The 25,199-nt window shown below is 71.7% G+C and carries 20 protein-coding genes and 1 pseudogene; 16 read left to right on the plus strand and 5 right to left on the minus strand.

Going from position 1 to position 25,199, the window contains the following annotated elements; all coding sequences use genetic code 11:
• Positions 1-99 precede the first annotated feature (99 nt).
• Positions 100-2,097: an acetate--CoA ligase gene (gene acs, locus AMK18_RS21835; protein WP_020207268.1), complete on the minus strand. Its 1,998-nt coding sequence runs from the start codon at positions 2,095-2,097 to the stop codon at positions 100-102.
• Between the two features lie 184 nt (positions 2,098-2,281).
• Positions 2,282-5,164, minus strand: a complete 2,883-nt coding sequence (locus AMK18_RS21840; protein WP_241836612.1) for a bifunctional SulP family inorganic anion transporter/carbonic anhydrase — start codon at positions 5,162-5,164, stop codon at positions 2,282-2,284.
• Between the two features lie 282 nt (positions 5,165-5,446).
• On the opposite strand from AMK18_RS21840, the gene AMK18_RS21845 reads away from it, so the two are divergent.
• A complete protein-coding gene (locus AMK18_RS21845) occupies positions 5,447-6,769 on the plus strand; it encodes a hypothetical protein (protein WP_073864049.1) in 1,323 nt (440 codons plus the stop codon).
• 105 nt (positions 6,770-6,874) lie between these two features.
• On the opposite strand, the gene AMK18_RS21850 is transcribed toward AMK18_RS21845, so the two are convergent.
• Entirely contained in the window at positions 6,875-7,870 is a 996-nt protein-coding gene (locus tag AMK18_RS21850; RefSeq protein ID WP_073864216.1) for an ATP-binding protein, read from the minus strand.
• Between the two features lie 102 nt (positions 7,871-7,972).
• Here AMK18_RS21850 and AMK18_RS21855 point away from each other — a divergent pair, with 102 nt between their 5' ends.
• On the plus strand, positions 7,973-8,797 hold the full coding sequence (locus AMK18_RS21855; RefSeq protein WP_073864051.1) for an oxidoreductase: 825 nt from the start codon (positions 7,973-7,975) through the stop codon (positions 8,795-8,797).
• 403 nt (positions 8,798-9,200) lie between these two features.
• Here AMK18_RS21855 and AMK18_RS21860 read toward each other — a convergent pair whose 3' ends face one another.
• The gene (locus tag AMK18_RS21860; RefSeq protein WP_073864053.1) at positions 9,201-10,040 is read right to left on the minus strand and encodes an HAD family hydrolase; all 840 of its coding nucleotides are present in this window, start codon (positions 10,038-10,040) and stop codon (positions 9,201-9,203) included.
• Positions 10,041-10,602: 562 nt separating this feature from the next.
• Here AMK18_RS21860 and ssd point away from each other — a divergent pair.
• The 7 genes and pseudogenes from ssd to AMK18_RS35285 form a co-directional block, all read left to right on the plus strand.
• Positions 10,603-11,664, plus strand: a complete 1,062-nt coding sequence (gene ssd, locus AMK18_RS21865; RefSeq protein ID WP_073864217.1) for a septum site-determining protein Ssd — start codon at positions 10,603-10,605, stop codon at positions 11,662-11,664.
• Positions 11,661-12,809: a TadA family conjugal transfer-associated ATPase gene (locus AMK18_RS21870; RefSeq protein WP_073864054.1), complete on the plus strand. Its 1,149-nt coding sequence runs from the start codon at positions 11,661-11,663 to the stop codon at positions 12,807-12,809. Before ssd ends, AMK18_RS21870 begins: the two co-directional genes overlap by 4 nt.
• The gene (locus AMK18_RS21875; protein WP_018102151.1) at positions 12,806-13,690 is read left to right on the plus strand and encodes a type II secretion system F family protein; all 885 of its coding nucleotides are present in this window, start codon (positions 12,806-12,808) and stop codon (positions 13,688-13,690) included. The genes AMK18_RS21870 and AMK18_RS21875 overlap by 4 nt, the downstream gene beginning before the upstream one ends.
• Entirely contained in the window at positions 13,687-14,523 is an 837-nt protein-coding gene (locus tag AMK18_RS21880; protein ID WP_443333228.1) for a type II secretion system F family protein, read from the plus strand. Before AMK18_RS21875 ends, AMK18_RS21880 begins: the two co-directional genes overlap by 4 nt.
• 70 nt (positions 14,524-14,593) lie before the next feature.
• Positions 14,594-14,797: a DUF4244 domain-containing protein gene (locus tag AMK18_RS21885; protein WP_073864057.1), complete on the plus strand. Its 204-nt coding sequence runs from the start codon at positions 14,594-14,596 to the stop codon at positions 14,795-14,797.
• 112 nt (positions 14,798-14,909) lie between these two features.
• Positions 14,910-15,287 carry a TadE family type IV pilus minor pilin gene (locus tag AMK18_RS21890; RefSeq protein ID WP_073864059.1) on the plus strand — a complete coding sequence of 126 codons (378 nt, stop codon included), beginning with the start codon at positions 14,910-14,912 and terminating at the stop codon, positions 15,285-15,287.
• 59 nt (positions 15,288-15,346) lie between these two features.
• A pseudogene (locus AMK18_RS35285) lies at positions 15,347-15,610 on the plus strand (Rv3654c family TadE-like protein); the annotation flags it as partial.
• Between the two features lie 40 nt (positions 15,611-15,650).
• Here AMK18_RS35285 and AMK18_RS21900 read toward each other — a convergent pair.
• Positions 15,651-18,410: a DEAD/DEAH box helicase gene (locus AMK18_RS21900; RefSeq protein ID WP_198957054.1), complete on the minus strand. Its 2,760-nt coding sequence runs from the start codon at positions 18,408-18,410 to the stop codon at positions 15,651-15,653.
• A gap of 78 nt (positions 18,411-18,488) precedes the next feature.
• On the opposite strand from AMK18_RS21900, the gene AMK18_RS21905 reads away from it, so the two are divergent.
• The 7 genes from AMK18_RS21905 to AMK18_RS21935 all read left to right on the plus strand — a co-directional run bounded on the left by AMK18_RS21905 (position 18,489) and on the right by AMK18_RS21935 (position 25,140).
• Positions 18,489-18,842, plus strand: a complete 354-nt coding sequence (locus tag AMK18_RS21905) for an STAS domain-containing protein (protein WP_003967428.1) — start codon at positions 18,489-18,491, stop codon at positions 18,840-18,842.
• Positions 18,843-19,147: 305 nt separating this feature from the next.
• Complete coding sequence (locus tag AMK18_RS21910; protein WP_073864219.1) at positions 19,148-19,609, plus strand: ATP-binding protein; 462 nt, start codon at positions 19,148-19,150, stop codon at positions 19,607-19,609.
• A gap of 269 nt (positions 19,610-19,878) precedes the next feature.
• Positions 19,879-20,535 carry a small secreted protein gene (locus AMK18_RS21915; protein WP_073864062.1) on the plus strand — a complete coding sequence of 219 codons (657 nt, stop codon included), beginning with the start codon at positions 19,879-19,881 and terminating at the stop codon, positions 20,533-20,535.
• Between the two features lie 120 nt (positions 20,536-20,655).
• On the plus strand, positions 20,656-22,197 hold the full coding sequence (locus tag AMK18_RS21920) for a DUF7059 domain-containing protein (RefSeq protein ID WP_073864063.1): 1,542 nt from the start codon (positions 20,656-20,658) through the stop codon (positions 22,195-22,197).
• Between the two features lie 4 nt (positions 22,198-22,201).
• The gene (locus AMK18_RS21925) at positions 22,202-23,209 is read left to right on the plus strand and encodes a helix-turn-helix domain-containing protein (protein ID WP_073864064.1); all 1,008 of its coding nucleotides are present in this window, start codon (positions 22,202-22,204) and stop codon (positions 23,207-23,209) included.
• A gap of 72 nt (positions 23,210-23,281) precedes the next feature.
• Complete coding sequence (locus AMK18_RS21930) at positions 23,282-24,352, plus strand: ABC transporter ATP-binding protein (protein ID WP_073864066.1); 1,071 nt, start codon at positions 23,282-23,284, stop codon at positions 24,350-24,352.
• Complete coding sequence (locus tag AMK18_RS21935; RefSeq protein WP_073864068.1) at positions 24,349-25,140, plus strand: ABC transporter permease; 792 nt, start codon at positions 24,349-24,351, stop codon at positions 25,138-25,140. The genes AMK18_RS21930 and AMK18_RS21935 overlap by 4 nt, the downstream gene beginning before the upstream one ends.
• Positions 25,141-25,199: the final 59 nt, after the last annotated feature.

The raw sequence follows: 25,199 nt of genomic DNA on the forward strand, positions 1-25,199 counted from the left end.
GGGCGTGGCGGTGAGGATGCTTGGGAGCGGTGCTCTCACCGTAAGCGCCCGAAGGGCACCCGGCGCGCTGCCGGGTGCCCTTCGGATCGTGCGTCGCTGTCAGTCCTCGGAGGAGGCCGACGGCAGCTGGCTCTGGATCAGATCCATGACCGAGGAGTCGGTCAGGGTCGTGACGTCGCCCAGGGCCCTGTTCTCCGCCACGTCACGCAGCAGACGGCGCATGATCTTGCCGGAACGGGTCTTCGGCAGCTCGGCCACCGGCATGATGCGCTTCGGCTTGGCGATCGGGCCGAGGGTCGCCCCGACGTGGTTGCGCAGCTCCGCGACCAGCTCGTCGGAGGCGGTCGCGGTGCCCCGCAGGATGACGAAGGCGACGATGGCCTGACCCGTCGTCTCGTCGGCGGCGCCGACCACGGCGGCCTCGGCGACCGAGGGGTGCGAGACGAGCGCCGACTCGACCTCGGTGGTCGAGATGTTGTGACCGGACACCAGCATGACGTCGTCCACCCGGCCGAGCAGCCAGATGTCGCCGTCCTCGTCCTTCTTGGCACCGTCGCCGGCGAAGTACTTGCCCTCGAAGCGCGACCAGTAGGTGTCGAGGAACCGCTGGTCGTCGCGCCAGATGGTGCGGAGCATCGACGGCCACGGCTCGGTGAGGACCAGGTAGCCGCCTCCGCCGTTCGGGACCTCGTTGGCCTCGTCGTCCACGACGGTCGCGGAGATGCCCGGCAGGGCGCGCTGGGCGCTTCCCGGCTTGGTCTCGGTGACGCCGGGAAGCGGCGAGATCATCATCGTGCCGGTCTCGGTCTGCCACCAGGTGTCCACGATCGGGCACTTGTCGGCACCGATGTGCTTGCGGTACCAGATCCACGCCTCGGGGTTGATCGGCTCACCGACCGAACCGAGGACACGCAGGGACGACAGGTCGAACTTGGCGGGGATGTCGTCCCCCCACTTCATGAACGTACGGATCGCGGTCGGCGCGGTGTAGAGGATCGTGACCCCGTACTTCTGGACGATCTCCCAGAAGCGCCCCTGGTGCGGGGTGTCGGGGGTGCCCTCGTACATCACCTGCGTGGCGCCGTTGGCCAGCGGTCCGTAGACGATGTAGGAGTGCCCGGTCACCCAGCCGATGTCGGCGGTGCACCAGTAGACATCGGTCTCCGGCTTGAGGTCGAAGACCGCGTGGTGGGTGTACGCCGCCTGGGTGAGGTAGCCCCCGGAGGTGTGCAGGATGCCCTTGGGCTTCCCGGTGGTGCCCGACGTGTACAGGATGAAGAGCGGCTGCTCCGCCTCGAACGCCTCGGGCGTGTGCTCGGCGGACTGGCGGCCCGTGATCTCGTGCCACCAGACGTCCCGGCCCTCGGTCCACGCGGTGTCCTGGCCCGTACGGCGGACGACCAGGACGTGCTCCACGCTGTCGATACGGGAGACGGCGTCGTCGACCGCGGGCTTGAGCGCGGAGGGCTTGCCGCGGCGATAGCCGCCGTCGGCGGTGATGACGACCTTCGCGTCCGCGTCCTGGATGCGGGCGGCGATGGCGTCGGCGGAGAACCCGCCGAAGACCACCGAGTGCGCGGCGCCGATGCGGGCGCAGGCCAGCATCGCGAAGGCGGCCTCGGGGATCATCGGAAGGTAGACGGCGACCCGGTCACCCTTGCCGACACCGAGCTCGGTGAGGGCGTTGGCGGCGCGGGAGACCTCGTCCTTCAGCTCCGCGTAGGTGATGGCGCGGCTGTCGCCGGGCTCGCCCTCGAAGTGGATGGCGACCCGGTCGCCGTTGCCCGCCTCGACGTGACGGTCCACGCAGTTGTACGCGACGTTGAGCTCGCCGTCCGCGAACCACTTCGCGAAGGGCGGGTTGCTCCAGTCGAGGGTTTCGGTCGGCTCGGTGGCCCAGGTCAGGCGGCGGGCCTGCTCGGCCCAGAAGCCCAGCCGGTCCGCTTCGGCCTGCTCGTACGCCTCTGCGGTGACGTTGGCGTTGGCGGCCAGCTCGGCAGGCGGAGCGAACTTCCGCTCTTCCCGAAGCAGGTTGGCCAGGCTCTCGTTGCTCACGACTTCTCCCAGTCCCAGGGTGTCCGTTGTGTCCCGGGGCATAGCTCATCAGTCCCAAGGCCAGGTGACAAGTGTCTGCCGGGAATTGGTTTAGACCTGTGTCTCGTGTATAGAGGCATGATCCCGCCTCCACGCCATGGCGGCGCGGTGGAGCACACCGTCGGTGCGGGCGCCGCCGACACGGAAACGGGATCACCAGGTCTTACGGATCTGAGCTGCCTGCGGTTCAGCCTCCGGTACGGGCCAGCTCGGCCGGGTCCGCCGATGCGGCCGGGTCCGCTGGTGTGATCGGGTGCGTCGGCGTGGCCGGGTGCGTTGGTGTGGCGGGGTGATCCGGTGCGATCGGGTCGAACACCTCGGCCGTGCCGCTCTGCGTGCTCGCGCCCTCGTCCAGCAGATACGACTGGGCCTCGGCCACGTGGAAGTACATGCCGTGGAGCTGAAGGGTGCCGTCGGTGATCCGGCGCGCCACCGATGGGTGGGCCCTCAGATGGTCGAGCTGCTGGACCACGTTGGTCAGGCAGAGCTGCTCCACCGCGTCGGCGGGCAGCCGTCCGGAGAGCCGGACCGGGGCGTCGCCGGCCGAGGTCACCCGGGCCAGGCTGGGCAGCCCATGCCGGAGCCAGCGCCACAGCGAGGTGTCCGGGGCTTCCGGGGCGGCCCCCAGCAACGCGTTCATCGCGCCGCAGTCCGAGTGGCCGCAGACGGTGATGGACTCGACGCCGAGCACGTCCACCGCGTACTCGATCGCGGCCCCCACAGAGTGGTCGCCCTCCTCGGCGTCGGGTGGTGGCACCAGGTTGCCGATGTTCCGCACGGTGAACAGGTCGCCCGGGCCGCTGGCCGTGATCATGCTCGTCACGAGGCGGGAGTCCGCGCAGGTGATGAAGAGTTGCGAGGGGCGTTGGCCCTCCCTGGCGAGCCGCGCCAACTCCCCCCGGACCAGGGGCGCCGTGTCCCGCTGGAACGAGCTGAGACCTCTGACCAGCCGGTGATCGCGGGCGGGGCGCGTGGGCCGGTCGGTGGATGCGGGCTGCCCGGTGGGGGCGGATTGGGCGGGGCGATCCGCGGGCGGGGCGGTGAGTGCTTGGGGGGAGGGGGCTGCGGGGGTGGCGGCGGTAGAGGTGCTGCTGCCGGTGTGAGGCGGGACGGGGGCGCGGCTGCCCGGGGCCGGGCCGGTGGAGGTTGCGATCCCGGTGGGGGTGGCTGTCGCGGGCCCGGTGGTGGCTGCGGGGCTCGGCGGGTGGACCATGCCCGGGGCGTTCGCCGGGTGCTGCGGGACCTCGGTCGCGGTGGCATCCGCGCCGGTGTCGGCCTCTGCGGGAGGGGCATGCTCGGGCTGGTCGTGGCAGTGGTGGTTGCGCCAGGGGGTCCATGGCCGGCAGCAGGAGTGGGCTGCCACGGCGGGCTCGGCGATCCTGCCGCCCGACCTCCCGGCGAACGCCACCTGGCCGCCGTGGGCCGCATGGGCGCTGGACCAGTCCTGGATCGTCTCGTATGCGGCGTGGTCCATGAACGACCCGTCCAGTTCCAGGACCACATCGGCATCCTGGGGGAGCCGGCCCAGTACCCGGCTGAGGCGAGGGACGGCCAGGAAGGTCAACTGGCCCCGTACGACCACGAGATGCTGCCCGTTCCGTTCGGACACCGAGATCCGGGTCTGGCCCAGCCGGTGCAGGGCGACGGCCACCGCTACGGCGATGCCGATCACCACGCCCTTGAGCACGCCGACGACCAGCACCCCGGCGATGGTCGCGCCGTACACCAGGAACTCCCGGTGCTTATGGACGTTGCGGATGTGCGCCAGGCTCACCATCTTGAGGCCGACCATCATCACCAGGGCCCCCAGGGCGGCGAGCGGGATGCGCTCCAGCAGGGTGACGAGCAGGCCGGATGCGACCAGGATCCATACGCCGTGCAGCACGGTGGATGCGCGGCTGGTCGCCCCGGCTCTCACATTCGCCGAACTGCGCACGGCGCCACCGGAGACCGCGAGTCCTCCCAGCAGGCCCGATACCGCGTTGGCGACGCCTTGTGCGCGTAGCTCCCGGTCGAGGTCGGACCGTTTGAGCAGGGGTGGCGCGGGTCGCTTGGTGCCGTCCGGGCCGGCGTGGGTGGTGGCTGCCCCGGAAGCGGCCGGGCGGTCCCCGTTGTCGCGGGCCGCGTCGCCTCGTACCTCACCGGGCCGCGCAGGAGAGTCTGCCGAGTGGGCGCGGCTCCGGTCAGCGGCCAGTTTGTCCACGGCGACGGCGGCGAGCAACGACTCCAGGCTGGCCACCAGCATCATCGTGAAGACGGCTGTGGCCAGGCCGAGCACCGGTCCATGCGGCATTTCCGGGAGGGCGTGCGAGCGCCAGGACGGCAGATCGACCCGGGCGATCGACGGTGCCGCCCACGCGGCCACGGCCGTGGCGAGGCCCACAGAGGCCAGGGCCGCCGGAACGCGGCGCAGGAGCCGCCCGGTCCGGCCGGGCAGCAGTGGCCACAGGACCAGGACGGCCACGGTGAGCGCGCCGATCAATGGGGCGGCGGGACTGACACGTGCAAGTTGGTCGGGGAGATGCAGCACGTTGGAGATCGCCGAGCTCTGCGGGGAACCGCCCAGCACGATGTGCAGTTGAGCCAGTGCGATGGCCACGCCGATACCGGCGAGCGTGCCGTGGACGATGGCGGGGCTGACGGCGAGTGCGCTGCGGGCCGCCCGCAATGAGCCGAGCGCGAGCTGAAGCAGGCCCGCCCCGATGGTGATGGCGCAGGTGGTGCGCCAGCCGTAGATCTGGATCGTCTCGGCGGTGACCACGGTCAGTCCGGCGGACGGGCCGGAGACCTGTAGGGGGGTGCCGCCGAGGAGTCCGGCGACGATGCCGCCGACCGCGGCGGAGATGAGGCCCGCCTCCAGAGGGGCTCCCATGGCGACAGCCAGACCGAGCGACATGGGGATGGCGAGCAGAAAGACAGTGATGGACGCGGACACGTCGGCGCCCGAGATGCGGAACCGTCCGCCGCGCGGCGGCGGTGGCGGGCTGTGTGGTCGCTTGACTCCCGAGGACCGGGAGGGGCGCGAGCTGCGGGATGAGTGGTCGTGGCGAGTGGGTACGCAGGCAGACATATTTCCCGTCTCTTCCTGGGCAGCGCGGTCGCGGAACTCGATGACGCGGCCGTGGGTCATGGCATGCAGCGGCGGGATTTCTCAACTCTCAGTAAACAGACAGTAATGGAGAGTAAAGAGGGGTGTCCAGGATTAAGGGCAAATGGGCCATCCGGCCACTCATTCCGGTGAATAGTCAGCTTTTCATTCGGCCTGTCGTGCTGGCTCTTGGACAGTGCGTGCGACTTTGGCGGCGCCGTGTCGGCACCCGGCGCAAGCTACCTGCGAGAAAGAGGTGGGCGGATGATGGCCGCCGCGAAGAAGTCGATGGGCGCCACGAGAAGGATCGGCCTGGGCGTCGTCACCGTCGTACTGGCCGTGGGGGCGGCCGGGTGCGCGGGGACCGGCTCCGGCGCGGAGGGCTCCGGCCTCGGGGCCGTGAACGGCGCTGCGGGAGAGAAGAAAAAGGGTGCTGAAGCCGCACCCAAGCGCGTGTTCCGGGCCATTGGCGATGGTTCCACCGCGTTCACGGGTGTCCAGCCCAAGCAGCCGGCGGTGGCGCGCCTGACGACCGGCCAGAAACCCCCGCAGTTCGTGGTGTTCTCGTGGGACGGGGCGGGCGAGGACAGCCAGCGGCTCTTCTCGCACTTCCGCGAGGTGGGCAAGAAGTACAACGCCGCCATGACGTACTTCCTCAGCGGCGTATATCTGCTGCCGGAGGGGAAGCGGGACCAGTACGACCCGCCCAAGCACAACGCCGGGGCCTCGGACATCGGCTTCAACGACACCAAGGGCATCCGCGACACCCTGACCCAGCTCCGCGGCGCTTGGCAGGACGGCGACGAGATCGGTACCCACTTCAACGGGCACTTCTGCGGGAAGGACGGCGGCGTCGGCACCTGGTCCGTCGAGGAGTGGAAGAGCGAGATCAGCCAGGCCAAGTCATTCGTGAAGGGCTGGAAGACGAACGACCCGGTCCTCAAGGACGAGAAGGCGCTGCCCTTCGACTACGACAAGGAGCTCGTCGGCGGCCGTACCCCCTGCCTGGAGGGTCAGAAGAACATGGTGGAGGCGGCCCGCACCATGGGGTTCCGCTACGACTCCAGCGGTGTCAACGACCAGGTGTGGCCCCAGAAGAAGAACGGTGTCTGGGACCTCTCCATGCAACTGGTGCCGGTCCCGGGGCGCGCGTTCGAGACGCTGTCGATGGACTACAACTTCATGTTCAACCAGTCCGGAACGACGCAGGGCGACCCCGACAAGCACGAGTACTGGGGGAACCAGATGCGGGACGGCCTGCTCCAGGCGTTCGACCGCGCGTATGACGGCAACCGCGCGCCGCTGATCATCGGCAACCACTTCGAGTCCTGGAACGGTGGCACGTACATGCGGGCCATCGAGCAGACGATCGCGACGGTCTGCACCAAGAAGGACGTGCGCTGTGTCTCGTTCAGGCAGCTGGCGGACTGGCTCGACGCCCAGGACCCGGAGACCCTGGCGAACCTCCGGACGCTGAAGGTCGGCCAGGCGCCCAAGGCCGGCTGGCCCGCCTTCCTCGAGGCAGGCCGGGAGCAGTCGCCCTCAAAGGCTCCGGCCGCTGCCGCGGGCAACCCGGCCGGTCGTTAGATCCGGTGGCTCCGGGCGCCGGGCAGGAGACACGCCCGGCGCCGTCCGGTGCGCCTCTCGGAGCCGCGGCGGCGCCGCGACCGGCCCGCCCGGGACCTCAGTCGCTCACGCGGGCTGGGCGGCTTCGGCGCGGATGAAGCGTTCGTCCAGTACGAAGCCGGGGTCGACCTGCGCGGCGAGGTCGGCGCCGGTCTTCTCGTTCCCCCAGCTCTCCGCGTTCCTCAGGTGGAAGTGGACCATCTGGCGCGTGTAACGGCCCCAGTCCCGGCGCTCGTACGAGTCCTCCGCCGCGTTCTGCAGGGCCTGCAGGGCCATCCGGTTGTCCGCCTCGAGCAGCTCGAAGCGAGCGGGACGGCCCTTCTCCATGGCCCGCACCCAGTCGGAATGGCCGACGGTCACCAGCAGGTCGTCGCCCACCTCGGAGCGCAGGAAGTCCAAGTCGTTTTCGTCCTGCACCTTGTTCCCGACGACCTTCAGGTCCACGCCGAAGTCCCGCGCGTACTCCTTGTACTGGCGGTAGACGGAGACGCCCTTGCGGGTCGGTTCGGCGATGAGGAACGTCATGTCGAAGCGGGTGAACATCCCCGAGGCGAAGGAGTCCGAACCGGCGGTCATGTCGACCACCACGTATTCGTCGGGGCCGTCCACGAGGTGGTTGAGGCAGAGCTCGACCGCTCCGACCTTCGAGTGGTAGCACGCCACGCCCAGGTCCGATTCGGTGAACGGCCCCGTGGCCATCAGCCGGATGTCTCCGTCGTCGAGCCGGACCGTACGGGCGCAGGCGTCGAAGATCGGGTTGTCCTCGCATACGCGCAGGAGGCGGGAGCCCTCACCCGGCGGCGTCGTCTTGATCATCGTCTCGGCCGAGGCGATGCGCGGATTGCTGCCGCGCAGATACTCCTTGATCAGGGGCAGCTGGGCGCCCATGGCGGGCAGCGCTGCGGATTCGTCCTCGTCGAGGCCGAGTGCGGCCCCGAGGTGCTGGTTGATGTCGGCGTCCACCGCGACGACGTGGGCTTCATTGGCTGCGAGGTGGCGGATGAAGAGCGAGGACAGCGTGGTCTTTCCGCTGCCGCCCTTCCCTACGAAAGCGATCTTCATGTTCACCTAGGGTAGTCGATTGCTCGCTATGAGTTGTGTGGTTTCGTGAAGAAGGCCACTCCCGGCGGGTAGGCGGGCGGGAGGCGCGTAGCCTCGCTACTTATGAGTACGACTTCCTCGGACCCGCTCGTCGCTCTGGGCGCTCTGCCGGGCGTGACCGACGCGGTGGACTCCGTACGCAAGGCGGTGGACCGCGTCTACGGCCACCGCGTGATGCGGCGCCGCAGCAACGAGGTCACGGCGGAGGCCGCTCTGCGGGGCGCGCGCGGATCTGCCGCCCTGTCCGGCGCCGATTGGAACCTCGAAGAGGTGCGCCGGCGCACCGATTTCAGCAGTGACGACGAGGCGCGTGTCGTCGGAGCCGCGCTTCGCCTGACGGCGGAGGCGGGGCAGCTTCTCTCCATCTGGCGGCAGTCGCCACTGCGGGTACTGGCCCGGCTTCACCTGGTGGCGGCCGGCAGCGCGGCCCCGGAGGATGCGGTCGGACGGCCCCGGCTCGCGGGCGAACCGGTGGACGAGCCCCTGATCGAGACACCGCTGCCGAACGCGGACGAGGTCGCAGGCCGACTGGACGGCCTCAGCAGGATCATCCTTTCGGGGAGTGAGGCGCCCGCTCTGGTGACCGCCGCCGTCGTCCACGGAGAGCTGCTGGCGCTGCGTCCCTTCGGTTCGCACAACGGCCTGGTGGCGCGGACCGCGGAGCGGATCGTGCTGATCGGAAGCGGGCTCGATCCCAAATCGATCTGCCCGGCCGAGGTCGGGCACGCCGAGCAGGGGCGGGCCGCCTACGTGGCCGCCTTCGACGGCTACCTGTCCGGTACGCCGGAAGGCATGGCGGCCTGGATCGGTCACTGTGGACGCTCGGCGGAACTCGGCGTCAGGGAATCGACAGCGGTGTGCGAGGCGCTGCAGCGAGGGGCTGCATAGGGCGGGCCGCCACGCGCCACCGGCGCGGGGCGGTGACTGCCCTGTACGGGGCGTCGCTGTCGTATGGGTCGAGCATTGTTGCGGCGGTACCGGTCCCGGTACCGCCGCTGGCACGTCCGCCCAGTTACCAAGCGTCCTCGATATGTGCCCATCAGGGCGGAGTCTTTGCCCGCTCCTGGTGTGGCTGGCCCGTAATCGACGGGTCGACGTCGCGTGGGTGCCGGGTTTTCATGCGCGGTCCGTGGGGCCTTTGCTGCGTAATTCAGGTCATCCTCGCGGATGTCCTTGGTCTCGCGGGCAGTGAATCCTTTGTACTCCAGGGGCCCGTGGAGCGGTAGTGGTGGCCGCACTTCTTTACTTTTAGGTTCAATTACGGACGAGTTGGTTCAATCGGTCGGTCGGGTCAAGCGGTAGCGGCGCCGGCCCGTCGGCGGGCCGCGTACCAGACAGCTCCCGCCGTCAGTGCGGCCGCGCTCACGGCAGCCGCGGCCACAAGTGCCGGTCGGGGCGGCAGGGAGAACGCCGAGAGGCGCTGCTTGAGGCGGACGGGCCGGTCGAAGGCGAGAATCGGCCACTCGCGGAGCGTGGCCTCCCGTCGCAGCGCGCGGTCCGGGTTGACCGCGTGGGGGTGTCCGACGGATTCCAGCATCGGGACATCGGTGGCCGAGTCGCTGTACGCGTAGCAGCGGGCCAGGTCGTATCCCTCGGACTCCGCGAGCGCCTTGATGGCTTCGGCCTTCGTGGGGCCGTATGCGTAGTACTCCACCTCGCCCGTGTAGCAACCGTCGTCACCGACGACCATGCGGGTGGCGACCACGCGGTCGGCGCCGAGCAGCTCACCGATCGGTTCGACCACCTCGGCGCCCGAGGTCGAGACGATCACGACATCGCGGCCGGCGGTGTGGTGCTCCTCGATGAGGGTCGCCGCCTCGTCGTAGATGATGGGGTCGATCAGTTCATGCAGGGTCTCGGCCACGAGTTCCTTGACCTGCTGCACGTTCCAGCCCTTGCAGAGCGCCGAGAGATATTCGCGCATCCGCTCCATCTGGTCGTGATCCGCGCCCCCGGCAAGGAACACGAACTGTGTGTACGCGGTACGCAGCACCGCGCGGCGGTTGATCAGCCCGCCGTGGTAGAAGGACTTGCTGAAGGTCAGTGTCGAGGACTTCGCAATGACCGTCTTGTCCAGGTCAAAGAAGGCGGCTGTGCGCGGCAAGAAGCGGTTTTCCACACGGCAGAGCATAGGGGCCCGCCATTCGGCGTAAACCCCGGCGCGTGGGTTTGCTTGAGAAGGGCCTCGGGTACACCATGGAAGTCACGGATCGTTCGCGACCGTGCTAACCCGGTCCGGCTCCTCCCCCCCCGAGTCGGCCGTGGGGACGACCCCCGCTCTCCCCCCCGGCGGGGGTCGTCGCATGTCCGGACGCGGTTTCTTGCGCGGAATCGACCATTTCTCCTCCTTCTGCTCTCTGTTGGGCCGTGTCCGCGCCCGACTCACTTCAGCGTGCACTGTGACGCTGGGTAGCGAAAGAGTCGCACCGGGAAGTCACCGGTATGAGCGACGAAGTTATTCACAACCACTGAGTTGTCCACGGTTTTTGAGCAAGATCCACATGATTTCCGGAAGCGCTGCACCTTGATTCCACCCGCGAACTCCGCGGGTACCGGAATCACCGTTCTCGGACGGGCTCCGAGATCGCCGCGACCCGCGGTGAAGGTGAGTGATGGAGGGGGAGAGCGTGGCTGAATCCAGTGCGCAGGGTCGATGGGCGGGCGTCACCACGCGCAGGGGTGGACCGCTGATCGTGACCGAGGACGTGGACCTGCTCGACGACCTGCTCAGGCTGTGTGCCGCCGCCGGCGCGGAACCGGAGGTGCATCACACGCTGCCGGACCATCGAGAGGGGTGGGAGCAAGCACCCCTGGTCCTTGTCGGCGACGACGCGGCCGCACGGTGCCACGGTGCGGCGCGCAGGCGGGGCGTCATGGTCGTGGGACGAGGCCGGGACGTGCCGGACGTGTGGCGTCGCGCCGTTGAGATCGGCGCCGAGTGCGTGATCCGCCTGCCTGACTCCGAGAGCTGGCTTGTCGACCAGATCGCCAACGCGTCGGAAGGCGTCGGCCGGCCGGCGGTCACGGTCGGGGTGATCGGGGGCCGGGGCGGTGCGGGAGCGTCCACGCTGGCCTGCGCCCTCGCGGTGACCGCGGCCAGGGCGGGGCAGCGGACCATGCTCATCGATGGGGACCCGCTGGGGGGCGGCATTGATGTGCTGCTCGGCGGCGAGCGGGCGGACGGCATGCGGTGGCCGGATTTCGCCCACTCCAAGGGCCGGGTCGGCGGAGGCGCGCTGGAGGAGTCGCTGCCCGCGCTGCATGGGCTTCGGGCGCTCAGCTGGGGCCGTGACGACTGGGTGGTGATCCCGCCACCCGCCATGCGGGCGGTGCTGGCCGCCGCGCGCCGGCTCGGCGGAGTGGTGGTGGTCGACCTGCCGCGCCGGGTGGACGAAGCGGTGGCCGAGGCCCTTGCCCAGCTGGACCTGGGGCTTGTGGTCGTTCCCGGCGAGCTGCGCGCGGTCGCGGCGGCGAAGCGGGTGGCGTCGATGGCGGGGATGGTGCTCAACGATCTGCGGGTAGTGGCGCGGGGTCCGTACGCGCCGGGGCTCGACGCGCAGTGGGTGGCTCGAGCGATGTGCCTGCCACTGGCCGGTGAGGTGCCGCTGGAAAGAGGTCTGTCGGCCGAGCAGGACGCCGGCGAGCCGCCCGGTGGCAACGCGCGCGGCCCGCTGGCCAGGTTCTGTGATGCCTTCTGGGAACAGGCCCTCGTGGGGGAGACCGTCAGCGGCCCGGCCGTCGGGGGCACCTCATGACCGAGGCGCTGCTCGATGCGGTGAGGCAGCGGCTCGCCTCCAGCGGCACTGCTCCGACCCCGGCCGGGGTTGCCGCCGCTCTGCGAGCCCAGGGACGACTGCTCGGTACTTCTGAGGTGCTCGGACGTGCGGACGAACTGAGGGGGGAGCTGATCGGGACCGGGGCGCTGGAACCGCTCCTCGCCGACCCCGAGGTCACGGACGTTCTGGTGTCCGCGCCCGACCGGGTCTGGGTGGACCGGGGCGGCGGACTCGAACTCACCGAGGTGACCTTCGCGGACGCGGCTGCGGTCCGCAGGCTGGCCCAGCGGCTCGCCGCCGTGGCGGGACGACGGCTGGACGATGCCAGGCCCTGGGTGGACGCGAGGCTGCCGGACGGCACCCGAATGCACGCCGTGCTTCCTCCGGTATCGGTCGGGTCGACATGCCTGTCGCTGCGGGTGGTCAGGCCCCGGGCCTTCTCACTGGCGGAGCTGGTCGCGGCCGGGACCGTGCCGCCCGGAGGCGACCGGGTGCTGAGGGCTCTGGTGGAGGCGAGGGTCTCCTACCTGATCAGCGGCGGGACGGGGGCGGGGAAGACGACCCTGCTTTCGAGCCTTCTGGGTGCGGTGGGGGAGCGCGAACGGATCGTGCTCGCCGAGGACTCGGCAGAGCTGCGACCGGACCATCCGCACGTCGTACGGCTGGAGTCGCGCCCTGCGAATCAGGAGGGTGCCGGACGGGTGACCCTTCGGGACCTGGTGCGACAGGCCCTGCGTATGCGTCCCGACCGGCTCGTGGTCGGGGAGGTACGTGGAAGCGAGGTGACCGAGCTCCTGGCTGCCCTCAACACGGGACATGAGGGAGGCTCGGGAACGGTCCATGCCAATGCCGCCGGGCACGTTCCGGCACGGTTGGAGGCGCTCGGAACCGCGGCCGGGCTGGACCGGCTGGCGCTGCACAGCCAGTTGGCGGCGGCCCTGTCGGTCGTGGTCCACCTTGTACGGGACCGGACGGGACGCAGGCGGATCGCGGACATCCATGTGCTGGAGCGGGACGCGGCCGGGCTGGTAGTGACCGTCCCGGCGCTGCGGTGGGGTGTCACGGGCTTTGAGCGGGAGCGGGGCTGGGAGCGGCTGCGCGAGCTCATTGGGGGTGCGCTGTGACCGTGGAGTCGGCGCACGTCGGGGTGCCGGACGTGGTGCACGCCGCGGCGCTGTGTGCGGCGATGGCGGCGTGGCTGGTGGTGATCGGACGCAGTCGGCCGCTGCGCCGGGCGCGAGCGCTGCTGACCGACGTTGGCGAGCGGTCAGCGGCCGGGGAGAGGTGGTGGAGGGTCCGCAGCCGGATCGAGAAGCGGTTGCGTGGGCGGTGGGAGTGGCTGTGTCTCCCGGTGGCTTCGGTGCCGGCGGTGCTCGGGCAGTCCGTACTGCCGTTGATCGCGGGGGCTGCCGCCGTTCCGCTGGCACGGAGATGGCTGCTGAAAAGGCGGTCACGCGAGGAACAGGAGGCTCGGGCGAACGGGGTCGTCGACCTGTGCGGTGCGCTGGTCGGCGAGCTCAGGGCCGGCCGCGAACCGGGGGAGGCGCTGCTCGTCGCGGTGCGCGGCACGGACGTCATGGGCGAAGCCGGATTCCGGGTGTCGGCCGCCGCGCGGTTCGGGGGCGACGTGCCGCGAGCTCTCGTCCAGGCGGCAGGGGAACCGGGGCTGGCTGGGCTGGCCGGGGTTGCCGCCTGCTGGCGGGTGGCGGTGGGCAGCGGGGCCGGGCTCGCGGCGGGCCTGGGGCGGCTCGAAAGCGCTCTGCGCGCCGAACGCCGTCAGCGGGATGAGCTGCGCGCGCAACTCGCGGGGGCGTGGTCGACGGTCACGGTGCTCGCCCTGCTCCCTGTGGTCGGGCTGGGGCTCGGCGCCGCGCTGGGCGCGGACCCGTTGGGGGTGTTGCTGCACAGCACCGCCGGTCTCGTCTGCCTGGTGGCCGGCCTCTTGCTGGAGGCGTGCGGTCTCTTCTGGGCTGCCCGCATCGTCCGGGTGGGGGAAGCGGGATGAGCGCTTCGGCCGAGGGGATGGTCCAGGCGGCGGAAGTCGTTGCGGTGGCGTTGGGCCTCCACTCGCGCGTGGTTCTTCCTCTGGCGCGGCGGCAGGCCGGCCGGCGGGTACGGCGTCGGGGTGAGCGGCTTCTGGCGGTAGGACCGGCGGTTCCCGGGGTCTGGACGGGCCCGCTTCGGTCCGGGCCCCGGGTGGGCCGGATGGTCTCCGTCGGCCCGGTCCGGCAGTGGGTGGTGCTGTCGGCGGTCGTGCTGACCGGGTGGTTCCTCGTGGGCGGCCTGGCGGGATGGGCGGTCGGCCTGGTTTCGGCCTGCGGTGCGCGGCGGTGGCAGCGGCAGAGGCTCGGACACGCCTCGCTCCTCGCCGCCGAGAGCAAGGCCCGAACGGCGGAGACCGTACGGCAACTCCCCATGGCGGCGGACCTGCTGGCGGCCTGCCTCTCCGCCGGTGCCGGCCCGGTGGAGGCGGCCCAGGCGGTGGGGGAGTCCCTGGGCGGTCCGGTGGGCGATCAGCTCGCCCGGACCGCGGCGGAGATCCGGCTCGGCGGAGACCCGGCCGTCGCCTGGGGGAGGTTCGGCGGGATACCGGGGGCGGCCGCCCTGGCCGGCTGCCTGGACCGGGCGGGCTCGACCGGGGCCCCGGCGGCGGAGCCGGTGGCCCGGATCGCCGAGGCACTGCGGGCCGAGCGGGCGAGGGCGGCCGTGGCGCGGGCGCAGAGAGCCGCCGTGATGGTCACCGCGCCCGTGGGGCTCTGCTTCCTTCCCGCGTTCCTGGCGGTGGGGGTGGCGCCCGTGGTGATCGGGCTGGCCGGGGGCCTGCTCCAGCCGGCGTAGTCCGGAAGGCCAAGACGTAAGAGCAGTTCAGCCGTGTTGTACGTAACCGATGTATCGGGGGTTTGAAGTGATGCGCAAGATCAAGAACTGGACGCGGTCCGTGGTCCGTCTCGCACGGTCCCGGGCCGACAGCGGAATGACGACGTCCGAGTACGCGGTGGGCACGATCGCTGCCTGTGCGTTCGCTGCCGTGCTCTACAAGGTCGTCACCAGTGCCGCGGTGATGTCCCAGCTGCAGTCGCTGCTGAAGGGCGCGCTCGATGCGAAGTTCTGAGGCCGTTGCGGGGGTGACAGGGGCCGGGCCCGGAGGCCGGGCGGGACGAGGGGAGGGCGGACGGTGCGGGGGCGCCGTGCTGGGCGGCAGGAGGTTTGGCGATCGGGGAGCGGTGACGGCGGAGGCCGCCATGGTGATTCCGGTGCTGGCGGTGTTCGCCCTGGCCCTGCTGTGGGCGCTGATGGCCGCGTCGGCCCAGATTCGCTGTGTGGACGCGGCCCGGGCCGGCGCCCGTGCCGCAGCCCGTTCGGAGCCGGCACCCCAGGTGCGGGAGGCCGCTCTTTCCGCCGCGCCCGGCGGGGCTTCGGTCGAGGTGGAACAGGCCGGAGAGCTGTGGCGTGTGACGGTGACCGCTCCGACGCCCGGGCCCGGGCGCCTCGCCGTGACGCTGAGAGCGGCCGCGGCGGCCGCGGCTGAAGACGCCCCGGTGCCTGCTGCTGCGACCGCCGCGGGCGCGCCGGACCCGGCGGTGGAAGGGCACGGCCGGTGAGGGGGCGGCGCCGGTGCCGGTGGGTCGGGGCTCCGGTCCGGTGGTGGGGGCGGCGTCGGATGCCGGTGGGGGATCAGGGGTTGGCGACCGTTTGGGCGGCGGTGACCACGACGACGCTGTGCACCGTGTTCGCGGTGGTCCTGGCGCTCGGGCAGGTGGTGGCCGCTCGGCACCGGGCCGGGGGCGCGGCCGACCTGGCGGCGTTGGCGGCGGCGGACCGGGCGCTCGAAGGCGTGGAGCAGGCCTGTGCGTCGGCCGAGGAGGTGGCCAGGGTGCAGGGGGCGGAGGTGGTGCGGTGCGCGGTGCTGGGGGAGGTCGCCGATGTGACGGCCCGGGTGCGGTTCGGGCCGTACGCACCGGAGGTCAGGTCCCGGGCGGGGCCGGCGGAGGCTGTTCCTCCGGCGGGCGTGCCGCCGCCCCGGGCGGGCCGGGATCAGCGCGGTGGCCCGGACCGGATTCAGCCGGGTGGCCCGGGCCCTCCGCCGTAGCGCGCCGGTTCTCCGGCGGAACGCCCGGGCCCTGGGGCGCCCCACCAGGCCCCTGATCCGCCCCGCCCGGCCCCTGATCCGCCCCGCCCGGCCCTTGGGCCGCCCCGCCGAGGCCGCCCAGCGCACCCTCCCGGCCCTCCGCCGCATCCCCCGGCTCGTCGGCCCCGACCGCCCCGCTCGTCTCCCCGCCCGGCGCGGAGCGGAGGAGTTCCGTGAGGAGGCGGACGGCGCCTCGTTTGTGCAAGGGGTCGTTGCCGTTGCCGCACTTGGGGGACTGGATGCAGGACGGGCAGCCCGCGTCGCACTCGCAGGACGCGATGGCCAGGCGCGTGGCGGACAGCCACTCGCGGGCGGTGTGGAAGGCGCGCTCGGCGAATCCGGCGCCGCCCGAGTGGCCGTCGTACACGAAGACCGTGGGCAGCAGGGTGTCGGGATGCAGGGGGACGGACACCCCGCCGATGTCCCAGCGGTCGCAGGTGGCGAAGAGCGGCAGCATGCCGATCGAGGCGTGCTCGGCGGCGTGGAGCGCGCCGCCGAGGATCTCGGGGTTGATCCGGGCGGCGTCGAGCTGGTCCTCGGTCACCGTCCACCAGACGGCGCGGGTGCGCAGGGTGCGGGGCGGCAGGTCCAGCTTGGTCTCGCCGAGCACCTCGCCGGAGATCAGCCTGCGGCGGAGGAAGGAGACGACCTGGTTGGTGACTTCGACGGACCCGTAGCAGAGGCGGCCGTCCCCCCAGGGGGTCTCGGTGTCGGTGTCCAGGACGGCGATGGAGGTGGTGTCGCGGGCGGTGGTCGAGTACGGCGGGTCGGCCTGTTCGACCAGGGCCACGGAGTCCTCCAGGTCCAGTTTGCGGACCAGGTAGGTGCGGCCCTGGTGGAGGTGGACGGCCCCCTCATGCACGGCGCTGTGGGCGGCGGACTCGTCCACGGTGCCCAGGAGCCGGCCGGTGCCCTCTTCCACGATCTGGACGGGGCGGCCGCCCTCGCCCCGGATGTCGGTGAGGTCGGCGGCCCGCTCGCGCCGGGTCCAGTGCCAGCCCGACGGCCGTTTGCGGAGCAGCCTGGCGGTTTCCAGCTGGGGGAGGAGCCCGGGCGCGGCCGGCCCGAAGAGCGGGAGGTCGTTCTCGGTGAGCGGCAGCTCCGCGGCGGCGGCGCAGAGGTGGGGTGCGAGGACGTACGGGTTGTCCGGGTCCAGGACGGTCGACTCCACGGGCTGCTCGAACAGGGCCTCGGGGTGGTGGACGAGGAAGGTGTCCAGCGGATCGTCGCGGGCCACCAGGATGGCGAGGGCGCCCTGACCCGCCCGCCCGGCCCGGCCCGCCTGCTGCCAGAGGGACGCCCTCGTCCCCGGGTAGCCGGATATGACGACGGCGTCCAGCCCGGACACGTCGATGCCGAGTTCGAGGGCGGTGGTGGCGGCGAGGCCCAGGAGGCTGCCGGAGTGCAGGGCGCGTTCCAGGGCGCGGCGTTCCTCGGGGAGGTACCCCCCGCGGTAGGCGGCGACCCGGGACGGCAGGGTGCGGTCGACCTCGGCGAGGCGCTCCTTGGCGATGACGGAGATCAGCTCGGCGCCGCGCCGGGAGCGTACGAAGGCGACCGAGCGGACGCCCTGGACGGTGAGGTCGGTGAGCAGGTCGGCGGTCTCGGCCGTGGCGGTACGGCGTACGGGAGCCCCCTTCTCGCCGTGCAGCTCGGTCAGCGGGGGTTCCCACAGGGCGAAGACCAGTTCGCCGCGCGGGGAGGCGTCGTCGGCCACCTCCGTGACGGGGAGGCCAGTGAGGCGGCCGGCCGCGAGGGCGGGCTCGGCGGAGGTGGCGGACGCGAGGAGGAAGACGGGATCAGAGCCGTAGCGGGCGCAGAGGCGGCGGAGCCGGCGCACCACCTGGGCGACGTGGGAACCGAAGACGCCCCGGTAGGTGTGGCACTCGTCGATGACGACATAGCGCAGGGAGCGCAGGAAGGAGGACCAGCGGGGGTGTGACGGGAGGATGCCCCGGTGCAGCATGTCGGGGTTGGTGAGGACGTAGTTGGCGTACTGGCGCACCCACTCGCGTTCCTCGACCGGCGTGTCGCCGTCGAAGACGGCGGGCCGGATGCCGTTGCCCAGCGGGGCCGCGAGTGCCTTGACCGAGCGTCGCTGATCGGCGGCCAGGGCCTTGGTGGGGGAGAGGTAGAGGGCGGTGGCGCCGCGCCCGTTCGGGGCTTCGGAGCCGTCCAGGAGGGCGCTGAGGACCGGGGCGAGGTAGGCCAGGGACTTGCCGGACGCCGTTCCGGTGGCGATCACGACCGACGTGCCGTCCAGCGCGTGCTCCGCGGCGGCCGCCTGATGGGCCCAGGGGTGGTCGATGCCGGCCTTCTGGATGGCGGCGATCACTTCCGGACGGATGCGGTCGGGCCAGACTGCATGGGTTCCCGCGCGCGGGGGCAAGTGCTCCGTATGAGTGATGCGCGCGGACCGGCCCGCCCCTGCGGCGAGCCGGTCGAGGACCATGTCGGGAGAGGGGCGGGAGCCCCCACTCCCCGGGGGTCGACTGGGGCGTTGATTCTTGGCCATCGGCACCGAGTGTGTCACTGGCGAGGCGGACAATGGTCCGAAGGCGTCGTGCATGGCTGCCGGTAAGTGATTGAATGCCATCGCGGCTGGCGATCCGTCCCCCGGCTCCGCCGGGGAGACCGAGGGGCGACCGCTCGATAGCAAGGTGCTGGAGGATCCGTGGACCTGTCCTTGTCGACTCGCAATGTGTCCGGCCCTGGTGGCGACCGTACGGTCGTCGAGGTCGGTGGCGAGATTGATGTGTATACCGCGCCCAAGCTGCGCGAGCAGTTGGTCGAGTTGGTGAATGACGGCAGCTACCACCTGGTTGTCGACATGGAAGGCGTCGACTTCCTCGACTCCACCGGCCTCGGCGTGCTCGTGGGCGGCCTGAAGCGAGTGCGGGCCCATGAGGGCTCGCTGCGCCTGGTGTGCAACCAGGAGCGCATTCTCAAGATTTTCCGGATCACCGGTCTGACCAAGGTGTTCCCGATCCACACCACGGTCGACGAGGCCGTCGCGGCCACCGACTGACGTCCGGCCCGGCGCCGGGCCGGTTCGTGCCGGTCCGGCGGCGGCCCCGCCCGCGGCGGCTCCGCAGGGAGCCTGCCGGGGCGGTAGTCCCTGTTCCGCCGTGACCGGTGGGGCGTGCCCGGGCTGCCGGGATCACCCGGTCGGCGGCCGTGGCCGATTTATTTGTCAGCTGTTGTTCGTCAGCCGCCCGATCCGTCGGGGAGAGTCCGCCCGGCGCCGGGAGCCAGGGTCCCCAGAGGGAGCCGGGGCTTCGGGCCGCGCGGCCTGTCCCTGGCATGCACATACGTACGTTCGAGGGGGATCGCATGGCCACCGTTGAACTCCGCTTCAGCGCCCAGCCCGAACACGTCAGGACCGCCCGTCTCGTGGCGGCGGCCGTGGCGCGCAGGGCCGGAGTGGACGAGGCCGTGCTTGACGAGGTCCGCCTCGCCGTGGGCGAGGCGTGCAGCCGCGCCGTCGGCCTGCACCGCAGCCACGGCATCACGGCTCCCGTCACGGTCCGCCTGATCGAGGAGGAGAAGACCTTCGCCATCGAGGTCGGGGACGAGGTGCCGGGCCCCGGCGCCGACGGCTCCGTTCCCGGTGGGGCCTCAGGGCGAGGCGGCACCTCCAGCGGAGGACCCGATGAGGCCGAGGCCGACGAGGAGGACGAGATGGGCCTCGCGGTCATCAGCGGCCTCGTTGACGACGTGGAGGTCAGGTCCGGTGCGGATGGCGGGGTCATCCGGATGAGCTGGCCGAAGACACCGGTCGCCGTTCTTCCCTGAGCGGTGCCGACGCGCGTCGCGAACGACGCACGCTCAGTTCTCCTCCCTGCGCGCTGTTCTGACGTCGCGTCCGCCCGGTCGGTCTCCCACGAGAGTGAAGAATCGTTCGCGTGTTCCCCTCGGTGAGGGCTGTCCGGGTGAGTTGCGTATCCCTCATTTCCCTTGGTGCAAATGGCTGCAAAAGCCTGCCTAACGGACGCCTGGCACCCGGATGGAGGGCGTTCGACGTGTAAGTTCCGGGGCCGAGAGCCTTGGAAGGGACCAAACCGGTGAACAAGAAGCTTGCAGCCGCGCTGTCCGGCGGTGCGGTACTCGTACTGGCACTGTCGGGCTGCAGCGACGACAGCGACGACAAGGTGAACGACTGGGCGAAGAAGGTCTGCGAACAGGTTCAGCCGCAGCTGCAGAAGATCGCGAACGCCAACGCGTCCATCCAGCAGCAGACCTCCGACAACAGCAAGCCCGCGGACGTCCAGAAGACCGACTCCGCAGCCTTCCAGCAGATCTCGCAGGCGTACAAGGCGCTGGGCTCGGCCGTCGACTCGGCGGGTCCGCCGCCGGTGGACGACGGCGAGACCACGCAGAAGGAGGCCGTGAAGGAACTCAACGCCTCCTCCGCGGCCTACGCGAAGCTCCAGGAGAAGGTCGACGACCTGGAGACGAAGGACCAGGGCAAGTTCGCCGACGGCCTCAAGGGCATCGCGGAGGAGCTGAACAAGATCAGCACCAGTGGTGACCAGGCGCTGCAGAAGCTCCAGTCCGGCGAGGTCGGCACCGCGATGGCCAAGCAGGAGGGCTGCCAGAAGCCGACCGCCTCGGCGTCTCCCTCGGGCGGCTCGTCGGACGACTCCGAGCCCTCCTCCAAGCCTTCGACCGAGCCGTCGAAGGAAGCGTCTCCCTCCGCGTCCGCCAGCAAGAAGGCGTAATCGGGCGGTCGGCGTCACGGCCCGCGGAGAGCGGACGGAAACCGGGTGAGCGGCCCGGCCACCCCGGGGATACCCGGTGCGGTGGCCGGGTCGCTGCCGTTGTCAGTGGGAGCCGTCACAATGGACCACGTGAGTAAGACCAGCCTTTTCGCAGCAGACCTTCCCGCGGCGGACCACGCGCACCGGTTCCGCGAGGCCCTGCTCGCGGCCGCGTTCACGGCCGACGGGCTCCTCGACCGGCTCGGCGGGTCCGCCTACGCCGCGCTGGCGCGCAGCGAGACGGTCCCGGCGCTGCGGGCCACCCGTGGCGACGCGCCGCTCGACACGCTGGTGCGCCTCTTCCTCCTCCAGCGCCCCGTGCCCGTCGAGCGGGCGGCGGGCGTGCTCCCGCTGAAGGAGTGCGTGGCGGACGGCTGGCTGGCCGAGACAGCCGGCGAGGTGCGGGCGACCGTCGATGTGCGGCCGTACGGCGGGCCGGACGGCGAGGACTGGTTCATCGTCTCCGACCTCGGCTGCGCGGTGGGCGGCGCCGGTGGGATCGGCTCGCACGAGAAGGGCGTCGTCCTCGGGATCGGCGGGGCCTCCACCACCCTGGCCGGGATCACCGTCCGCAAGCCCGTCGGCTCCGCCCTCGACATCGGTACGGGCTCCGGCATCCAGGCGCTGCACGCCGCACAGCACGCCACCAGGGTCACGGCGACCGACCTCAATCCGCGCGCCCTCGCGTTCACTCGGCTCACCCTCGCCCTCTCCGGCGCCGCCCCCGCCGACCTGCGCGAGGGCTCGCTGTACGAGCCGGTCGGCGCCGAGACCTTCGACCTGATCGTTTCCAATCCGCCGTTCGTCATCTCCCCGGGCGCCCGGCTCACCTACCGCGACGGCGGAATGGCCGGTGACGACCTGTGCCGGACCCTGGTGCGGCAGACCGGCGACCGGCTCAACGAGGGCGGCTTCGCGCACTTCCTGGCCAACTGGGAGCACACCGAGGACGAGGAGTGGCAGGACCGGCTGCGCACCTGGGTCCCGGAGGGCTGCGACGCCTGGATCGTGCAGCGCGAGGTGCAGGACGTCACGCAGTACGCCGAGCTCTGGCTGCGCGACAGCGGCGACCACCGCACGGACCCGGCGGAGTACGAGGCGCGTTACGACGCCTGGCTGGACGAGTTCGAGGCGCGGCGGACGAAGGGCGTCGGCTTCGGCTGGATCACGCTGCGCAAGTCCGCCGCGGCCGCCGCCGGGAAGCCCTCCGTCGTGATCGAGGAGTGGCCGCACGCGGTGGAGCAGCCGCTCGGCCCCGCCGTCGAGGCGCACTTCGCCCGCCAGGACTATCTGCGCGAGCAGGACGACGCCGCGCTCCTCGCCGCCCACTTCACCCTGGCCGCCGAGGTGGTACAGGAGCAGGTGGGACTCCCCGGCGCGGAGGACCCGGAGCATGTGGTGCTCCGTCAGAACCGGGGCATGCGCCGGGCCACCAAGGTCGACGCGGTCGGCGCCGGGTTCGCCGGTGTCTGCGACGGCTCGCTGCCCGCCGGGCGCATCCTCGACGCGATCGCCCAGCTGATGAACGAGGACCCGGTGCTGCTCCGGGACCGCACCCCGCAGGCCATCCGGCTGCTGGTCGAGGAGGGCTTCCTGGAGCCGCTGCCCCCGGGCGGGCGGTGACCGGATGATCCGGATCGAGCTGGACGAGGCGTCGCTCGGCGCGACCCGTATCGCCATCAGCCCGCTGTGGGACGCCTTCTGCAGCCTCCACCTCGCGATGCCGCACCGCCACCCCTCCCGCCCGTACGAGGAGTGGGTGGTACGGGCCCGCGAGGTGCTGCGCGAGGACGAGCGGACGCATGCGCTCCGGCTGCTGATCGACGGCCCGCTCCAGTTCCCCGACTTCATGCTGCCCCGGCCGGTCGGCGCCACCTCCGTCGGGGCGGAGCTCGACGCCGTACGGACCACCCCCGCCGATGCCGTACGCGCGGGGATCGCCGAGCACTACGCGGGGCTGGAGGACCATCCGTACGTACGCCCCTATCTCGTCGATCCCGAAGGCGCGTGCGCGGCGCTCGCCGATGCGTACGCGGCGTACTGGGAGGGCGCGATGGCAGCCCACTGGCCCGTCATGCGCCGCCTTGTCGAGGACGAAGTGCTCATCCGGGCACGGACCTTCGCCACCGAGGGCATCGACGCGCTCTTCACCGGCCTGGAGAGCCGGGCCAAGTGGCAGCCACCCGTCCTGGAGCTGACGAAGCACATCGACGCGGAGTACCGGGCGGGCGAGCGGCGGCTCCTGCTCGTGCCCCTCGTCTTCGCGGAGGGCTGCCGCCTCTACTCCACCGACGACCCCGAGGTCCTGACGGTGTCTTTCCAGGCGCGCGGCGCGGGCGCCCTGCGCGAGCGTCCGGTGGAGCGCGCCGACAGTGGCGACCGGCTCGGACTGCTGCTGGGCCGGGGCCGGGCCTCCGTACTGCGCCAGCTCGGCGGACCGCTCACCACCGCCGGGATAGCCGACCGGCTGGGGCTCGCGCCGAGCACGGTCTCCGAGCATCTGTCGGCCCTCGCCGAGGCCGGTGTCGTCACCCGGCACCGGATAGGCCGCAGCGTCTACTACCAGCTCACCGACACCGGCCGCGCCCTCCTCGCGCTGCTCTCCGGGGAGGACGTGCTGCGCGCGGTCTCGTGAGCGCGAGCGCGGACGATTCGGGGGGTTCCGAATCGATGGCAGGGCGGCAGCGGCGGACCTAGCGTCCGGGCCATGCTTGCGATCGAGGCGAAGAACCTGCGCCGCACCTACACCAGCCGGACCGGCTTCCTGCGTCCGCGCCGCACCGAGACCGAAGCCGTGCGGGGGATCACCTTCGAGGTGGCGCGCGGCGAGCTCTTCGGGCTGCTCGGGCCGAACGGCGCGGGCAAGACCACCACCATCAAGATGCTCAACACCCTGCTGCTGCCCACCTCCGGCACGGCCCGGGTGCTGGGGCACGACGTGGCGTCCGACCCGGTCGCCGTACGCCGCCGGATCGGGTACGTCTTCGGCGGCGACCGGGGGCTGTACGACCGGCTCTCCGCCCTCGACAACCTGCGCTATTTCGCCGAGCTGTACGGAGTCGAGCCCCGGGACCAGAAGCGGCGGATCGCCGCCCTCCTCGACCTGGTCGGCCTCGCCGGGCGGGAGAAGGAGCGCGTCGAGGGGTACTCGCGGGGCATGCGGCAGCGGCTGCACATCGCGCGCGGCCTGCTGCACAGCCCCGACGTGCTGTTCCTGGACGAACCCTCCATCGGCGTGGACCCGGTGGCGGCGCGCGACCTCCGCCGCACCGTCGCCGACCTGCGCGCCGACGGCACCACGGTGCTGCTGACCACGCATTACATGGCCGAGGCCGACGAGCTGTGCGACCGGATCGCCGTCATCGCGGGCGGCACCATCCGGGCGCTCGGCACCCCGGACCGGCTCAAGTCCCGCGTCCAGGAACGCGGCATCCTGGAGATCGAGGCCTACGGGGCGGGCGAGGACCACCTCGAACGCATCCGCGCCGTGGCCGGTGTGCAGGGGGTGGCCGCCGAGGACCGGGGCAGCCGACAGGCCGTCATCGTGCAGACCGAGCGCGGTGCCGACCTGCACGGACAGGTCCTGGCAGCGCTCGACGGAGTCCGCCTCGGACGGGTCGTCACCCGCGAACCCACGCTGGAGGACGCCTACATCGCGATCGTGGAGGAGGCGGACGAGCCCTCCCGCGCGGAGCCCGCACCGACCGGGCCGGGCCCCGCCGAGCAGGCCCCCGGCGCCGGAACGGACCGCCACCTCGACGGCGAGGTCGCCGCATGACGCCCGCCCGGGCCCTGCGCCTGACCGCCGTCGGCGTGCGGACGCACGTGTCGTACATGAGCCGTTCGCCGCTGGAGATCACCTTCGCCGTCCTCGTGCCCCTGGTCTACGCGACGCTCTCCGTCTACCTCTTCCGCGCCGCCGACGACCCCGACCGGCTGCTGACCGCGGCCGTCGGCGCGGGGCTGATGGGCATCTGGTCCTCGGTCCTCTTCGGATCCGGCGGGGCCGTGCAGAACCAGCGCTGGCTGGGCACCCTGGAAACGCTCGTTGCCTCGCCCACCCCGCTCGCCCTCGTCCTGCTGCCCATCACCCTGGCCACCGCCGTGATCGGCACCTACTCCATGGGCGCGACGGTGCTCTGGGGCGCCGTGCTCTTCGACGTGCCGCTGGACTTCGCGCATCCGGTGCTCTTCCTGGCCGCCGTCCCGGTCTGTGTGCTCTCGCTCGGGATGATGGGGCTGCTGCTCGCGGCCACCTTCGTCCTGCTGCGCAACGCGAACGCGCTGGCCAACCCGCTGGACGCCCCCGTGTGGCTGCTCTCCGGAATGCTCGTGCCGATCACCGTCCTGCCGGACTGGACGCGTCCGGTCTCCTGGGCGCTCCCCACCACCTGGGGCTCCCGCGCGGTCCACGCGGCGACCTCCGGCGGCGCGGGTGCGGCCGAGGTGCTGGCCTCGATGGGCGCCGCCCTCGGACTCGGGGCGCTCTACGCACTGCTCGCCGTCCTCGTGCTGGGACGCGTCGAACAGCGGGCGCGGGCCGCCGCGACCCTGGCCCTGGCCTGACCCGGCGCGCCGCCCGCGCCGACCCTGCCCTCCCCGCATCCCCTTCCGTCACACCCCCA

Source organism: Streptomyces sp. CB01249, from assembly GCF_001905735.1.
Lineage (GTDB): Bacteria > Actinomycetota > Actinomycetes > Streptomycetales > Streptomycetaceae > Streptomyces.